The 15,045-nt window shown below is 65.0% G+C and carries 13 protein-coding genes; 6 read left to right on the top strand and 7 right to left on the bottom strand.

What is annotated here, in order from left to right; genetic code table 11:
• Positions 1-20: 20 nt before the first annotated feature.
• The gene (locus tag AC06G6_RS17720) at positions 21-1,271 is read right to left on the bottom strand and encodes an MFS transporter (RefSeq protein ID WP_479824281.1); all 1,251 of its coding nucleotides are present in this window, start codon (positions 1,269-1,271) and stop codon (positions 21-23) included.
• Between the two features lie 74 nt (positions 1,272-1,345).
• Here AC06G6_RS17720 and AC06G6_RS17715 point away from each other — a divergent pair, with 74 nt between their 5' ends.
• Complete coding sequence (locus tag AC06G6_RS17715; RefSeq protein ID WP_479824279.1) at positions 1,346-1,882, top strand: ArsR/SmtB family transcription factor; 537 nt, start codon at positions 1,346-1,348, stop codon at positions 1,880-1,882.
• Positions 1,883-1,968: 86 nt separating this feature from the next.
• Here the strand turns inward: AC06G6_RS17715 and AC06G6_RS17710 are convergent, their stop codons facing one another.
• On the bottom strand, positions 1,969-3,270 hold the full coding sequence (locus AC06G6_RS17710) for an Nramp family divalent metal transporter (protein WP_479824277.1): 1,302 nt from the start codon (positions 3,268-3,270) through the stop codon (positions 1,969-1,971).
• Positions 3,271-3,385: 115 nt separating this feature from the next.
• Positions 3,386-4,321 (bottom strand): dihydrodipicolinate synthase family protein, encoded by a 936-nt coding sequence (locus AC06G6_RS17705; RefSeq protein ID WP_479824275.1) that lies wholly within the window; start codon positions 4,319-4,321, stop codon positions 3,386-3,388.
• 162 nt (positions 4,322-4,483) lie between these two features.
• Between AC06G6_RS17705 and AC06G6_RS17700 the strand changes: the two genes are divergently transcribed.
• The gene (locus AC06G6_RS17700) at positions 4,484-5,521 is read left to right on the top strand and encodes a LacI family DNA-binding transcriptional regulator (RefSeq protein WP_479824273.1); all 1,038 of its coding nucleotides are present in this window, start codon (positions 4,484-4,486) and stop codon (positions 5,519-5,521) included.
• A gap of 35 nt (positions 5,522-5,556) precedes the next feature.
• Positions 5,557-6,525, top strand: coding sequence for a homocysteine S-methyltransferase (gene mmuM / locus AC06G6_RS17695; protein WP_479824271.1), 969 nt, complete (start codon positions 5,557-5,559; stop codon positions 6,523-6,525).
• A gap of 28 nt (positions 6,526-6,553) precedes the next feature.
• Here mmuM and AC06G6_RS17690 read toward each other — a convergent pair whose 3' ends face one another.
• The 4 genes from AC06G6_RS17690 to AC06G6_RS17675 form a co-directional block, all read right to left on the bottom strand.
• A complete protein-coding gene (locus tag AC06G6_RS17690; RefSeq protein ID WP_479824269.1) occupies positions 6,554-7,513 on the bottom strand; it encodes a carbohydrate kinase family protein in 960 nt (319 codons plus the stop codon).
• 104 nt (positions 7,514-7,617) lie between these two features.
• Entirely contained in the window at positions 7,618-8,412 is a 795-nt protein-coding gene (locus tag AC06G6_RS17685) for an ATP-binding cassette domain-containing protein (protein ID WP_479824267.1), read from the bottom strand.
• Positions 8,409-9,455 (bottom strand): ABC transporter permease, encoded by a 1,047-nt coding sequence (locus AC06G6_RS17680; RefSeq protein WP_479824265.1) that lies wholly within the window; start codon positions 9,453-9,455, stop codon positions 8,409-8,411. The genes AC06G6_RS17685 and AC06G6_RS17680 overlap by 4 nt, the downstream gene beginning before the upstream one ends.
• A gap of 109 nt (positions 9,456-9,564) precedes the next feature.
• Positions 9,565-10,677: a substrate-binding domain-containing protein gene (locus tag AC06G6_RS17675; protein WP_479824263.1), complete on the bottom strand. Its 1,113-nt coding sequence runs from the start codon at positions 10,675-10,677 to the stop codon at positions 9,565-9,567.
• 164 nt (positions 10,678-10,841) lie between these two features.
• On the opposite strand from AC06G6_RS17675, the gene AC06G6_RS17670 reads away from it, so the two are divergent.
• The 3 genes from AC06G6_RS17670 (at position 10,842) to AC06G6_RS17660 (ending at position 15,011) form a co-directional block, all read left to right on the top strand.
• Positions 10,842-11,840 (top strand): LacI family DNA-binding transcriptional regulator, encoded by a 999-nt coding sequence (locus AC06G6_RS17670; protein ID WP_479824261.1) that lies wholly within the window; start codon positions 10,842-10,844, stop codon positions 11,838-11,840.
• Positions 11,841-11,884: 44 nt separating this feature from the next.
• Positions 11,885-12,178, top strand: coding sequence for a putative quinol monooxygenase (locus AC06G6_RS17665; protein WP_479824259.1), 294 nt, complete (start codon positions 11,885-11,887; stop codon positions 12,176-12,178).
• A 202-nt stretch (positions 12,179-12,380) separates the two neighbouring features.
• Entirely contained in the window at positions 12,381-15,011 is a 2,631-nt protein-coding gene (locus AC06G6_RS17660) for a GH32 C-terminal domain-containing protein (RefSeq protein WP_479824257.1), read from the top strand.
• Positions 15,012-15,045: the final 34 nt, after the last annotated feature.

Here is a 15,045-nt window from a genome sequence, read left to right as displayed (position 1 = left end):
GGGGAACGGGCCAGCGCAACCTAGGCTTCGACGTCGGCCGCGGTAATTGCCTTGTCCGTGAGGATGGGCATCATCCCGAGCAGCGCGAGGGTCAGCACTCCCATGATGCCGAACATGGCCTGCAGCCCCAGCCACTGGGCCAGCAGGCCGCCCGCCGCCGCACCGAGCGGCATGGTGCCCCACGCGAGCAGCCGGTAGGCGCTGTTGACCCGGCCCAGCAAGCGGGCCGGAGCAATGCGCTGGCGCAGGGACACGGTGATGATGTTCCACAGCATGATCAGCATGCCGCCCACAAAGAGGAGTGCGCCAAGAATGTACGGGTTGTCGGTCACGGCGGGCGCACCTACCAGCAGCGCGCTCCCGAGGATCGTGAGCGCCAGGGACTTCGACCGGCCCAGCTTCGCCTCCGCCCATTCGGCGATGAAGGAGCCAACGAAGGCGCCCAGGGCGGAGGTCGTCAACAGCAGGCCGAACCCCGCTTCGGACAGGTTCATTTCCGACGCCGGGCCGACGGCGAACAGCACGAGGACCGCGAAGGCGGCGCTGGAGGCGAAGTTGAACACCCCGGTCATCACCGCGAGCGTGCGCAGGATCTTCTGGTTCCAGAGGAACCGCAAACCCTCGCCGATGTCGAACCGCAGGGTCGTTTTCTGCTCCCGCTCGATGCGGAAAGTTCCCGGGACCAGGAGCAGGCCGCCGACGGCGGCAAGCCACAGTGCCGCCGGCACGGCAAGGCCCGCCACGACGCCGACGGCCACCAGCAGCCCGCCCAGCGGCGGACCCACGAACTGGTTGGCGGTGAGCTCGACGGCGTAGAGCCGGCCGTTGGCGCGCGACAGCTGGTCCCGGTGCACCACCTGGGGCAGGATCGACTGCGCGGAGGTGTCGTAGAGCGTCTCGGCCACACCCACCATCAAGGCGACCACATACAGCGCCCATATGGAGCCCAGATCCAGCAGGATCACTGCGGCCAGCACGGCGGGCAGCAGCGCGCGGCTGAGGTTGGCCCACAGCATGAGCTTGCGCCGGTCCAGCCGGTCGGCCAGTGCTCCGGCCGTCAGGGCGAAGAGAAGCCAGGGAAGCGTTGCCGCGACGGTCAGCCCGGCAACCAGTGTGGGTGACTGGGTGAGCTGAACGGCCAGCAGCGGCAGCGCGATCTTGAAGACGCCGTCCGCGAGGTTGGACAGCCCGGATGAGGTCCACAGTTTCCAGTAGGACGCCCCCAGCGGCGCACGGCCCAGTTCTTTCAGCTGCGGGGCGTAATTGGTCATGGGTGCACCCTTCCCTATTGATTGAGAAAATTCAAGGGGATTGAATTTCGTACATCAGTTTGTAGGATGGGTGCATGGACGCGGAACCGGCAGGCGCGGAGCAGAAACCCGCCGCCAGCGCCCGCGAAATCAAGGCGCTGGCCCATCCGCTGCGCCTGCGGATCCTGCGCCTGTGCGGGCTGCACGAACTGACCAACAAGCAACTCGCCGACCGGCTGGGCCAGGATCCGGGGACGATGCTCTATCACGTGCGGCAGTTGCTCTCCACCGGGTTCCTGGAACCCGCCGAGGTCCGCACGGGGGAGAGCGGCGCGCTGGAGAAGCCGTACCGTTCCACGGGGCGGTCCTGGCACCTGGACACCGCACTGCGTGACGCCGGTCCGGACGGTCCGCTGGCACCGGTCGAGGCGTTTCGGGAAGAGCTGGCGGAGGCAGGGCCGGATGCGCTCGCCAGCCTCTCCCGCTTCGTGCTGCACCTCTCCGAGGCAGACGCCGAGGACCTCACCACGCGCATCCACGCTGTGCTGAGCGAATACACCGACAGTGACCGGCAGCGGCCGGACCAGCCCGCGTACGGCGGCATCTTTGTCCTGCACCGGTCGCCGGACTAGGCCGCCGGATAGCGTTCCACAGACAGAAGTGCCCCCCGCGATGGCGGGGGGCACTCCTCGTGGGTTGCGCTTCGGTGCCGGTCCGTTTAGCCGATCAGTGTGGTGATGAGCCGCAGGGACGAGGCGACGATGGCGATGAGGCCGATGGCGCCGAACAGGTTCTGCCACCATTTGTTGCGCAGGTCCCCGATGACGGATTTCTTATTGGCCATGATGACGATGAGGACGCCGAGCATGGGTGCGATGAGCACGGTGAGGGACTGGGCGATGACGATCAGTCCGACAGGTGAGGACTGGAAGGACAGTGTGATGACGAGTCCGAAGGCCAGAATGACACCGGTGAAAATGCGGGCCGTGGGGGATCCGGCTTTGGCGCCGCGGCCGAGGGCGTCGGAGAACATGGTGCCGCCGGCGGTGGCGTTGGCGATCATGGAGGAAAAAGCGGCCCCGGAGAGTCCGAGGGCGAAGACCGTGGCTCCGACGGGCCCGGCCAGCGGGGTGAAGATGGAGGCCAAGGCGTTGATGGTTCCCGCTTCGGCTCCGGTCTTGCCCAGCACGGCAGCGGAGACCATGATGACCAGCGCAGTCATGATGCCGGGGGCGACGATTCCGGGAATGGTGTCGACCAGGGTGATGTCTCGGTAGTCGGCGCGGGTGCGGCCGTTTTCCTTGATGCCGTAGGAGGTGTAGAAGGCGGCATTGATGGAGAAGTTGGTGCCGACCAGGGCCACGATGAGGATCTCGCTTCCCGCCGGAAGGCTCGGGGTCATGCCTTCCATGGCCCGGTACCAGTCCGGTTGGGCGACGATGGTGCTGGCGATGAACGCGATTCCCATGAGCAGGACGATGACCAGGAGCGCCTTTTCCACGATTCCGTAGACGTTGCGGAAGGCCAGGACGAAGCCGACGGCTGCTGTGCAGACGACCGTCCAGAGGACGGGGGAACCGCCGAAGACCAGTGAGAGACCGAGCCCGGAGCCGACGGCGTTGCCGACAGAGAACATGAGGGTGATTCCGAAGACACCGCAGCCGGCCAGTACGCCGACCCACTTGCCGAGATGGTGCTTGATGGCGGTGATCAGGGAACCGGGTGCGGCGATGCCGAGCCGGACGCTCATGTCGGTGAAGAAGATCATGAGGATCGTGGAAACGGCGATGACCCAGATCAGGGTGTAGTCATAGCGGCTGCCGGCCTGCACGGCGGTGGTGAGGTTGCCGGGTCCGAATTGCCAGGCGCCGACAACGAAGGCGGGGCCCATGAGGGCGAGGTAGCCCAGGAATGTCCGCCGTTTGGGCCGGGCTTCCGGGGCCGGGCGGTGGTCGGGTGTGGTGGCCATGTGTCCTCGGTGAGCGTGCGGGGAGGCAATGGTGTTCTTTGGCTCGCTCATTGCGAGTCCTCCTTCTACAGCGACACTGCTGCTGTGGTCGTCGTTGACCCAATTGGAGAATAAGGCATGGGATGCAGGTGGCGGGTCGGGCCCGCCACCTGCCGGGATCCGGAGATCAGACGGGAACGGTGACGCTGCCCAGGTTGGCGGACTTCAGTGCCTGAGCGATTTCCTCGCCGGCGCCTTCGGCCAGGGGGAGCAGCGGCGGGCGGACCGTGGCGTGCTCGAGAATGCCGCGGGCGACGAGGCCTTCCTTGAGGGCGACGGTGCCTTCCATGTGCGATCCGCGGTGGTAGACGTTCTTCGTCACGGGCAGGAGACGGTCGTGGATGGCGCGCGCCGCGGCGTAGTCCTGGGCCTTGCCGGCGGCGATGAGCTCCACCAGCGGCTCGGGGGCGAGTCCGCCGTAGCCGACGAGGGCGCCGTCGACGTCGAACATGGTGTGCAGCAGGTACTCGTCGTGGCAGGTCAGGATCTGCAGGTCCGGGTAAGTGGCCCGCAGGACCGGGATCTCGGTGTCCCAGCGCTTCATGTTCCGTACCCCGTTCTTGGTCGCGAACACGCCTTCCATGCCGGCGATCTCGAGCTGGGTTTCCAGGTCGTAGGTGGCCTTGGTGGCGTCCGGGTACTGGAAGAGGATCAGGGGCAGGCCGGAGGTTTCGTAGATTTCCTTGTATCGGGTCTGCGGTGCGCCCTTCTGGTAGCCGAAGCGAAGCCAGCCGTGGGACGGGTAGACGAGGCCGGCAGCGGCGCCGGCCTCGACCGCGCGCTTGGCCTCCAGGGCAGCGACCATGTTGCCCTCGCCGGTGATGCCGGCGATGATCGGGATCTGGCCCTTGACGGCGTTCTTGAATTCGCGGATGACCAGCGCCTGCTCGTCCTGGGTCAGGAACGTGCCTTCCCCGGCGTGGCCGAGAACGACGAGGCCCTTGACGCCTTCGACGCTGGCCAGCCAGCCGCCCAGGCGGTGGATCGCGTCAACGTCGGCGCTGCCGTCGCGGTTGAACGGGGTTACAGGTGCGGGAACAAGTCCCCGGAGATCGATGGTCATGAGAGCTTCCTCTGTCTTGTTGGTCGAAGTCCCGCTATGCTGTGAGAACGTTTGCGGGAACGTTTTCATCATGACGTGTGTTGCACCTCACTGTCAAGGGGTGGATTTCAATTGGGGGAAAATAGAGTGTCTACCAAGACCACAGTGAAGAGGAGAACGTACATGGAACCGGCCAGCCCAGGGACGACCGTTACGCTCAGGGACGTTGCCGCGGCCAGCGGCGTCAGTCTCTCCACGGCCAGCCGTGCCCTGGATGAGCGGGGGACCGCGTCGAAGTCGGCTGCGGCAGCGCACGTCCGGAAGGTGGCCGAGGAACTGGGCTACCGCCGGAACTCCTTCGCATCCAACCTCCGCAGGGGCGAGACCCGGACGCTCGGGGTGCTCGTGCCGCGGCTCAGTGACACCGTGATGGCCCTCATGTTCGAAGAACTCGAGCGGGCGGCGTCGGACCGCGGCTACTTCGCGATGGTGGCCACCAGCGGCGATGATCCCGACGATGAACGCCGCGCCGCGGAAACCCTGCTCGACCGCAATGTCGACGGGCTGATCCTCGCCACTGCCCGGCTCGACGACGAACTGCCCCGGCACCTGCGCGAACGGGGTGTGGCGCACGCGCTGGTGCTGCGTACCGACGGGGTCAGTCCCTCAGCACTCGGCGACGATGAGGTGGGCGGATACCTGGCGGTCCGGCACCTTGTTGATCTCGGGCACCGTGACATTGCCGTTGTGACCGGGCCGTCCTTCACCTCCACCGGGGTAGCCCGGCTTGCCGGCGCCCGCAGGGCCCTGGACGAAGCGGGCATCGAGACGCCGGAAGAATGGCTGATGGCCGCCGGCTACGGCATTGAAAACGGGTTCTCCGCCGGGGAGTCCCTGCTGGTCGGCAATGGCGGAAAACGCCCCAGTGCCGTGTTCGCGGCCAACGACAACCTGGCCATGGGGATCATCGCGGCCGCCCACCGTTTCCATGTCACCGTCGGAGAAGACCTGGCCCTGGTTGGCTACAACGACATACCCCTCTCATCTCGCCTGTCCACCCCGCTCTCGTCCGTGCGGGTGCCCCTGGACCAGATCGCCGGCAACGCCATCGACCTCATTGTGAACCCCGGCAAGGAACCCAGAATCCGGAAATCCATGCCCACGCTCATACCGCGCGAATCAAGCGGGTCAGCCAGGCACGCCACACCGCACGTTCCCTAGAAGGCAGGGACCGAACCGCTTGGAGTCCAATAACGATGCCCAGTAACACTAAGCTCTCCCGCATGCTCGCCGACGGAGCGAACCTGACCGTTGACGGCGCACTTGCCACCGAGCTCGAAGCGCACGGCTGCGATCTGGAAGACCCGCTGTGGTCGGCCAAAGTCCTTCTGGAACAGCCGCACCTCGTCAAGCGCGTGCACCGCGATTACTTCCGCGCCGGAGCCGCGGTGGCCATCACGGCGAGCTATCAGGCCACGACCCTGGGATTTGCCCGGCGCGGCCTCAGCAAGGAAGAGGCCCTGGACCGGGTGGCACTGAGTGTGCGCCTGGCCGACGAGGCGCGCCGCGAGTATTTGGTCGAGAACCCGGGTGCGGGCCCCCTGCTCGTTGCAGGATCGGTCGGACCCTACGGCGCGTACCTCGCGGACGGATCGGAATACAGGGGCGACTACCGGCTCAGCCCAGACGATTTCCGGGAATTCCATCGGCCTCGCATCTCGGCGCTGGTGGATGCCGGAGCGGACTTTCTGGCGTGTGAGACGCTGCCGTCATTGCCGGAGGCCCAGGCCCTGCTGGCGCTCCTTGAGGAGTTCGACGTCGAAGCCTGGCTATCCTTCACACTGAGGGATGGCGGCCACATCAGTGACGGCACGCCGCTGGCCCAGGTGGCAGAGCTCTGCAGGAAGCAGCCGCTCGCGGTGGCAATCGGCGTCAACTGCGTGCCGGTGGAGCTGGTCTCCCCGGCCCTGGAGGCCTTGGGCGACGCCACCGAAACGCCACTGATCGCCTACCCCAATTCGGGAGAAACATATGACGCAGTCACCAAAAGGTGGGGGCCCGCGGCTGCCGGGGACAGCCCTGCGGGCCCAAACGGAAAAACGCCCCTAAGCCTTGCGGAGGGAACGCCCATCTGGCGTGAACTTGGTGCCCGGCTCGTGGGCGGGTGCTGCCGAACCACCCCGCAGGATATTGCCGCCGTGGCCAGGCTGTCCGGCCAGCCCTGACGGGAGTTATCCCGGCGGGGATTGTGCTTCAGGAGCCCGCGTATTGGGCGGCGGACCGGGCGCCGAGGGCCAGGTTGAGTTCTTCCAGGGTCGGGGGGTTCGCTCCCGGGCGCTGTACGGTGATGGCCGCGGCCGCGGCTGCGGTGTGTCCGAGCTGTTCCAGGACGGCTGGTGCGAAGCCTTCGGTTCCCCGGGTGAGAAAGCCCAGGATGAGGGCGGACATGAAGGAGTCCCCGGCGCCTATGGTGTCGGAAACCTTGGATTTCACGGCGGGAATGCTGACGTTAGCGCCGGCGGTCGTGAATTGTGAGCCTTGCGCACCCCTGGTGACGACGGTGAGTTCCGCGCCCAAACCGAGAATGTGGGCTGCGGCTTCGTCCAGGCTTTTCTGGGGGTACAGCCACTGGGCGTCCTCGTCGCTGAGTTTGACGACGTCGGTTAGGGGCACGAGCTCTTCGAAGATGGCTTTCGCCTCCCAGTGGCTGCCGAGCAGGGCTGGCCGGATATTCGGGTCGTAAGTGATCATGCAGTGTCTGTGGGCTTGTTCGAGCAGCAATTTCACGGCGCCGGCACCGGGACTAAGGAACGTGGCGATTGATCCGGTGTGCAGGATTCTTGGGAAACAGGCAGGGGCTGACGGGGAAAGGTCCCAGGAGATGTCGAAGTCGTACGTGGCGGAGCCGTCCGGTTCAAGGGTGGCCGTTGCCGATGCGGTCCGGGCCAGGGACCGTGACCCGGGCAGAAGCATGACTCCTGCGCTGCGGAGATGGCTTTCGATGGAGTTTCCCCGCGCGTCGGGGGCGATGGCCGTGAGCAGACCGGTCGTTACGCCGAGGCGGCCAAGTCCGTAGGCGACATTGGCCGGCGAGCCGCCCGGGTGTTCCACCTGATCCTGTGACGTTGTGACCACGTCGATCAGCGCTTCGCCTACCACCATGACGTCGAGCGTCTGGCGAGGGTCGTGCCGGGCTGTCTTGAAGTAATCCATGGTCTGTCTCTCGTTGGAAGCTGATGGCGGGGCGCGTCCGGGCCGCTTCAGTCCGCGGACTGAAGCGGCCCGGTCCGCGGACTGAAAATGGCGGGAGCCGTTGTTCAGGCGCTGGCCGCACCGGTCATGATCGCAACTGCATCGGTCATGGTGTGTGATTGCGGAGTGATGGTGGCAGCGCATTTGCCCAGGCGCTGGACGTGGATCCGGTCCGCTACGTCAAACACGTGGGGCATGTTGTGACTGATCAGGATGACTGGCAGGCCGCGGTCCCGGAGGTCCCGGACCAACTGCAGGACCTGGTTCGATTCCCGGACGCCGAGTGCCGCCGTCGGCTCGTCCAGCACGACCACCTTTGACCCGAACGCCGCGGCGCGGGCCACGGCGACAGCCTGGCGCTGGCCGCCGGAGAGGTTCTCCACCGGCACTGTGACGTCCTGGAGGGTGGAGATGCCCAGCCGGGTCAACTCCTGTTTGGCCTTCGTGCGCATGCCTTTGGTGTCAAGCATCCGGAACACGCTGCCGAGGATTCCTGCACGCCGTTCTTCCCGGCCAAGGAACAGGTTGGAGGCGACGTCCAGGGCCGGCGAGACGGCAAGGTTCTGGTACACCGTTTCGATGCCGTGGGCGCGCGCGTCCTGGGGGCGTTTGAAGTGGACCGGTTGCCCGGACACCATCAGCTCGCCGGTATCCGGAATCTCGGCACCGGTGAGGCACTTGATCAGCGTGGACTTTCCTGCGCCGTTGTCGCCGATGATGGCCAGGACTTCACCCGGGTACAGGTCCAGGCTGACGCCGTCCAGGCCGACGACGCGGCCGAAGGTCTTGACGAGGTTCCGGGCCTGCAGGATGGGCTGGCGTACTTGGGTTCCGGCCGGCTCCATGTGGGTGGCGGTCATGATTTCACCTTTCGGATCCACTGGTCGATGGACACAGCGAGGATGATGAGGACGCCCACGGCGAGGGTCTGGTAGAGCACGTCAAGGCCTGCGAGGGAGAGCCCGTTGCGGAAGACGCCCACGATCAGGGCGCCCAGGAGGGTGCCCCAGACGGACCCGCGTCCGCCGAAGAGGCTGGTTCCGCCAATGACCACGGCGGTGATGGAGTCCAGATTCAGGTCGACGCCGGCGTTGGGGCTGGCTGCGTTGGTGCGGCCGATCTGTATCCAGGCGCCGACAGCCAGGACAGCGCCGGCGGCGAGGTAGACGCTCATGAGGACTTTGTTGACGGCGATGCCGGCCAGGCGGGCGGCTTCCTTGTCATCGCCCACGGCGTAGACGTGCCTGCCCCACGCGGTCTTGCCGAGGATGAACGCGATGGCGATGTAGAGCAGGAGCATGACGACGACTCCGGTGGAGATCCTGACCGGGCCGACCGGGAATGTGGTTCCGGTCCAGGTGAGCAGGTCAGGCATGGCCGAGCCGCGTACTGTCGCGCCGTTCGAGTAGAGCAGTGTCAGGGCGATGAAGATATTCAGCGTGCCGAGGGTGACGATGAACGGCGGGAGCCGGAACCGGGTGACCAGGAATCCGTTGAGGGCTCCGGCTGCGAGTCCGACGATCAGGCCGGCGAGGAGCGCGACGGGTGCGGGCAGTCCATTGTTGACGGCGAGCTGGGCCGTGACCATCGATGAAAGGATCATGACGGCTCCGACGGAAAGGTCGATGCCTGCGGTGAGGATGATGAGGGTCTGGGCGATGGCCAAGGTGCCGACGACGGAGACCTGCTGGGTAATCAGGGAGAGGTTTTCAACCCGCAGGAACCTGTCGTTGAGGAGGCCGAACACGACCACTGCGATGAGAAGCACAAGGGCGGGGCTGACGGCGGGGTAGCGGTGGAGGACATTGCGTATCCGGCTGAGCGGCGTCTGTCGGTCAAGGAATTCCTCCGCCAGGTCGGCGGGCCCTGTGCTAGCCGGGCCGGCGGTCTGTTGCTGGGTCACGGTTGATCCTGATCTTCGGTGGGGTTTGCTGGGGCGGGCCTAGCTTGATGGGTGCAGTGCGGGGAGGCCGGCAGCGGGCGCCGGCCTCCCCAGCAATGAACTGGGTGGGCTACTTTCCCCAGCAGATGTCGGAGGCTTCCGTGGTGGTGATGCTCTTGATGCCGTCAGCCGGCTTGTCCGTGACGAGCTCGACGCCAGTGTTGTAGAAGTCCAATCCTGCGGAGTTGGCTGGCTTCTTGCCTGTCTTGGCGAGTTCAACGATTGCCTTGACGCCCAGTTCGGCCATCTTGACCGGGTACTGCTGGGCTGTGGCACCGATGACGCCGGACTTGATGTTGTTGACGCCGGTGCATCCGCCGTCCACCGAGACCACGAGGACGTCCTTCTCTTTGCCGGCCGCCTTCAGTGCCTCGAAAGCACCCGCTGCCGCAGGTTCGTTGATGGTGTAGACGACGTTGATGTCCGGGTTCTTGGCGAGCAGGGTTTCCATGGCGGTGCGGCCGCCGTCCTCGGCGCCCTGCGAGGCCTGGCTGCCGACGATCTCGTAGTCGCCTCCTTTGCCGCCGGTGTACGTGCCGGTCTTGGCTTCGTCGCCGTTCTTCTTGGCGTCGACGGTGTCGATTCCGAGGCCCGTGAGGAAGCCCTGGTCCCGGTTGTAGTCAACCGAGACGACCTTGTCGTCAAAGAGATCGACGAGGGCAATGGTTGCCTTTTCCCCACCCAGCTGGGCTGCGGTCCACTTTCCGATCAGCTCGCCGGCGGCGAAGTTGTCGGTGGCGAACGTGATGTCTGCTGCGTCTGCCGGGTCGGGCGGCGTGTCCAGGGCGATGACGAACAGTCCCGCGTCCCTCGCCTTCTTCAGGGCGTCCACAACGGAGGGGCCGTTGGGCGTGATCAGGATGCCCTTGTCGCCCTTGGAGATGGCGTTCTCGATGGCCTGGATCTGGGTGTCCTCGTCCCCGTCGGCCTTGCCGGCTGCGAGCTTCAGGTCCACGCCCTCGGCAGCGGCTGCCTTCTTCGCGCCGTCCTGCATGGAGACGAAGAACGGGTTGGTGGTGGTCTTGACGATCAGGGACACTCCGACCTTTTCGGCGGACGCGCTTCCGGGGGTGGCGGTGGAGGTTCCGCCGCAGGCGGTGAGACTGAGGGTGCCGAGGGTCAGTACGGCGCCCATGGCGAGCAGGCGGTGGGTCATGGTGCGCGGGGCTTTGGAACTCAACATTGAATCTCCTGTTTTCGGGGCACTTCCGATGCCTGACAACGATGTCAGGCCTCATGTAATCAGCGTCACAAGGTAGAGTCAATGAAAATTCGAAGATGAAGGACGATGTTGTGACAACGATGTCTAATCGTTACCAAGCGGACCCCGCGAAGAATCGCCCCACCATGCGTCACGTCGCAGCCCTGGCCGGAGTAGGCATCAAGACGGTGTCCCGCGTGATGAACGACGAACCAGGCGTCTCCGAAGCCACCCGCCAGCGCGTGCTGGATGCGTCCCAGCAGCTCAACTACCAGCTGGACATGGCGGCGGGAAGTCTCCGGCGGACCGGCCGGCAGACGCTTTCGATCGGACTTTTGCTGCCCAGCGTGGCCAACCCGTTCAGCAGCGAGATCCACCGGGCCCTGGAAGATGCTCTGGCGGCCCGCGGCATCGCCGTCTTTTCCGCCAGCCTCGATGACGACCCCGAAAGGGAAAAGACTTTGGTGGCCGCTTTCCTTGGCCGGCGGGTTGATGGCCTGGTCCTGACTCCCATTGCGCGGAGCCAGTCCTACGTCATTCCGGAACACTCCCGCGATCTGCCCATGGTGTTCATCGACCGCGAACCCGTGGGCATCGACGCGGACGCCGTGGTGACGGACAACGCCGTCGGGGCCGCCAGGGCAGCCGCCCATTTCCTGGCGCACGGCCATACCAAGATTGCCTTCCTGGGTGACCGCACGGACATCCAGACCGCCCGGGAGCGGCGCCGCGGCTTCATCGAGGAACTAGGCCGGGCGGGCCTTGCCACCTCCACGGTTCCGGTCCGCGACGGACTCCACGATGAGGAGTCGGCACGGCTGGCCGCGCTTGAACTGCTCACGGCCGAGGACCCGCCTACGGCCATCTTCTCCAGCCAGAACCTCGTCACTTTCGGGGCCATGCGTGCCCTGAAAGAGCTCGGATTAAGCAAACGCGTGGCCTTGATAGGGTTCGATGACTTCACGCTGGCCGACATGATGGAGCCCGCCGTGACCGTCATCGCCCAGCATCCCGAGCGGATCGGCAGGCTGGCAGCGGAGAGGCTGCTGGCCAGAATTGATGGCGACAAGCAGCCTGCGCGCACGTATGTTGTTCCCTCGGAGCTGATTCAACGAGGCTCCGGCGAAATCCGTCCTCCATCATGAGGCCGACTCTGGCTGAACAGCCGATCGATTTGAAAGGGATACCCATGACCAAGACCCTCTATGCCGAATTCACCGTCAAGCCCGGCAGTGAGGTCCGCGTGGCCGAAATGATGCTTGAACTGACCCAGAAGGTCCGCCAGGAACCGGGCAACGTTCTCTTCCTTCCGCACACCGGGCAGCAGAACCCCAGGGACTACTTTGTCTTCGAGGTCTATCGCGATGAGGCCGCGTTTCAGGAACACATCGGGGCCGACTACGGCGCCCGATTCAATGCGGAACTGGCTCGCCACATCGAGGGCGAGGGGTCGGCGCTGACCTGGCTCCTGCCCCTGGAATAGTCTTCAGCCGAGTCTCCGCCATCCAGCGTTGACCGATTCGCCAAACCATTGACCCGAGTCGCCAAACCGTTGACTTGAGTCGCCAAAGCCGTTGACTCGAGTCGCCAAAGCCGTTGACATGTCTGACGGACATCACTTAGCGTCCTTCCCACTGACAACGTTGTCTACCGGCAACGCGCGCGACGAAGGGCGACAAAAGCAGATGAAGAGAATCACCACCCGCAGGACGCATGCCGTCTCTGCACTGACGCTCGCGGGACTGACACTGGCCGCGGCACTGGCAGGTTCCCTGCCGGCGTCGGCTGCCACAACCCTCGGGGACGAACCCTACCGGCCGGCCTTCCACTTCACGCCCGAAAAAAACTGGATGAACGATCCGAACGGGATGGTCTTCCACAAGGGCGTCTACCACCTGTACTACCAGCACAATCCTTCCGGAAACACGTGGGGGAACATGTCCTGGGGTCATGCCACGTCCAAGGACCTGGTCCACTGGGAGGAGCAGCCCCTGGCGATCTCCACCGACGCCCAGCAGGACATCTTCTCGGGAAGCGTTGTGGTGGACAAAGACAACACCTCCGGTTTCGGAACAACGGAGAACCCGCCCCTGATCGCTGTCTTTACCAGCGCGTACAAGGACGCTTCTCCGCATCGGGGCCTGCAGGCGCAGTCGCTGGCCTACAGCCTGGACGACGGGCAGACCTGGACGCAGCACGATCAGAACCCGGTTCTGGACCGCAACTCGGCGAACTTCCGCGACCCCAAGGTCTTCTGGTACGACCAACCCGGCGGCGGCGGCGGTTACTGGGTGATGACGGCGGTGGAGGCAACCGAACACAAGGTTGTCCTGTACAAGTCGACCAACCTCAAGGACTGGACGGCGCTGAGCGAATTCGGGCCGGCCAACGCCACCGGGGGACTGTGGGAATGCCCGGACCTGTTCCCGCTCGCCGTGGACGGCGACATGGACAACATCAAATGGGTCATGGTCGTCAACATCAATCCCGGCGGCGTCGCCGGCGGATCCGCCGGACAGTACTTTGTCGGAGACTTCGATGGCACAACCTTTACCTCCGAGACCACCAAGCCGGCCGCAGCGCTTCCTCCCGGTACGGTCCTGGCCGGGTTCAACGACGGAACCTACAACGGCTGGACTGTGAACAATGAGCCGGGCAACTGGAAGAACGGCCCTTTCGGTGACGCCCCCGCTGCCGGTGCTCTTCCCGGCCAGAGCCCGGTGACCGGATTCGGCGCCACCGGCCTGATCAATTCCTTCAACGACGGCGACTGGCCGCTGGGGTCCATGCAGTCACCAACCTTTACGGTGTCCGATGACTATTTGAACTTCCTCGTGGGCGGCGGCAAGCACCCGCGGGTCTCGGACAAGCTGGACAACACCCCACCCGAGGGCGAGCTCAAGTTCAACGGCTTCGAGGTTCCCCCAGGGACCACACTGGCCGACGCCGACTGGACCGGAACCGGCGACCTCACCCCCAATTTCCAGCCCTCCGCCAGTGGCGGGGACTTCTACATCGGGGCCAAGCGGGTCAACACCTTCGACACCGGGACGGCACCGGGCGATGACCGGCAGGGCACCCTGACATCCCCGGCATTCCCCATCACCAAGAATTTCATGAGCATGCTGGTCGGCAGCGGCAACCGCTCCGCGGACTCCGGCCAGATCCTTGCCGTCCAATTGCTCATCAACGGCAGCGTGGTCCGCTCGCTGGCGGGAGACAATGCCGGAATCCTGAACTGGAAAGGCTGGGACGTCTCCGAATTCGCGGGACAGAACGCACAGTTGCGGGTCGTTGACCAAGCCACCGGCGGGTGGGGACACCTGACCCTCGACCACGTCATGCTCACCGACACCGCCGCTGTTCCCAGGTCCGATGAAGAAACCGTGAACCTGGTCATCAATGGAGAGGTGGTGCGCACGGCCACGGGAAACGAAAGTGAAACGCTCGACTGGGCATCATGGGATGTCAAGGAATTCGTTGGTCAGGAGGCGCACATCAAAGTCGTCGACAACAACCGGTTCGGCTGGGGACACATCCTCGCTGACGAGTTCATGGCAAGCTCCGCACCAGCGACAACCCGACTGCAGTCCTATGACTGGCTGGACTACGGCCGTGACTACTACGCTGCCGTGTCCTTCGCCAACATGGCCTCAGACAATAGGGTCATGCTGGGCTGGATGAACAACTGGGACTACGCCAACGACATCCCCACGAACCCGTGGCGCAGCGCCATGTCCCTGCCGCGTGAAGTGAAACTGACGCAGACACCTGAAGGTCCCCGGCTCGCCCAAAGCGCCGTAAAGCAGGTCGACAAGCTGGCCATAAAGCCAAGCTACTCAACCAAAAAAGGCACCGCGATAGCGGAGGGAACTACGCCGCTACCGGCCGCCTCCGGTCAGGTTCAACGCGTCGACATCACTTTCGCTCCGGGCACGGCCAAGAAATCCGGCATCACCGTGCTCGGCGAGGGAACTTCATCCACCGTCGTCGGCTACGACGCCACGGCCGGGACGATGTTCGTTGACCGCACCAACTCCGGCAACACCGGCTTCCACCCGGCCTTCGCTTCAATCGAGGACGCCCCCATCACCCTCGACGCGGAGGGGAACATCACGATGAGGATCTACCTCGACCGCTCATCGGTAGAGGTATTCGCTCAGGACGGTCTCCGGACCATCACCGACCAGGTATTCCCCAATGCCGGGGCCGACAAGATGGCCCTCTTCGCGGAAGGCGGGACCGCCCAGCTCAAATCACTCACTGTCACCCCGCTGGAGAAGGCAATGTTCCTCCCCGAACGGACGCAGCCCTAGCCGGCGCCGGTTGCTCCGGGGAGTTGGAGCTGAC

The sequence above is a fragment of the Arthrobacter sp. CJL-S3 genome (genome assembly GCF_056711635.1).
The sequence above is the reverse complement of the archived record's forward strand: the minus strand, read 5'-3'. Positions and strand labels throughout refer to the sequence as shown.

Coding starts and splice junctions, on each gene's coding strand:
- AC06G6_RS17720 (WP_479824281.1), bottom strand. CDS start 1,271: ATGACCAATTACGCCCCGCAGCTGAAAGAACTGGGCCGTGCGCCGCTG.
- AC06G6_RS17715 (WP_479824279.1), top strand. CDS start 1,346: ATGGACGCGGAACCGGCAGGCGCGGAGCAGAAACCCGCCGCCAGCGCC.
- AC06G6_RS17710 (WP_479824277.1), bottom strand. CDS start 3,270: ATGAGCGAGCCAAAGAACACCATTGCCTCCCCGCACGCTCACCGAGGA.
- AC06G6_RS17705 (WP_479824275.1), bottom strand. CDS start 4,321: ATGACCATCGATCTCCGGGGACTTGTTCCCGCACCTGTAACCCCGTTC.
- AC06G6_RS17700 (WP_479824273.1), top strand. CDS start 4,484: ATGGAACCGGCCAGCCCAGGGACGACCGTTACGCTCAGGGACGTTGCC.
- mmuM (WP_479824271.1), top strand. CDS start 5,557: ATGCCCAGTAACACTAAGCTCTCCCGCATGCTCGCCGACGGAGCGAAC.
- AC06G6_RS17690 (WP_479824269.1), bottom strand. CDS start 7,513: ATGGATTACTTCAAGACAGCCCGGCACGACCCTCGCCAGACGCTCGAC.
- AC06G6_RS17685 (WP_479824267.1), bottom strand. CDS start 8,412: ATGACCGCCACCCACATGGAGCCGGCCGGAACCCAAGTACGCCAGCCC.
- AC06G6_RS17675 (WP_479824263.1), bottom strand. CDS start 10,677: ATGTTGAGTTCCAAAGCCCCGCGCACCATGACCCACCGCCTGCTCGCC.
- AC06G6_RS17670 (WP_479824261.1), top strand. CDS start 10,842: ATGCGTCACGTCGCAGCCCTGGCCGGAGTAGGCATCAAGACGGTGTCC.
- AC06G6_RS17665 (WP_479824259.1), top strand. CDS start 11,885: ATGACCAAGACCCTCTATGCCGAATTCACCGTCAAGCCCGGCAGTGAG.
- AC06G6_RS17660 (WP_479824257.1), top strand. CDS start 12,381: ATGAAGAGAATCACCACCCGCAGGACGCATGCCGTCTCTGCACTGACG.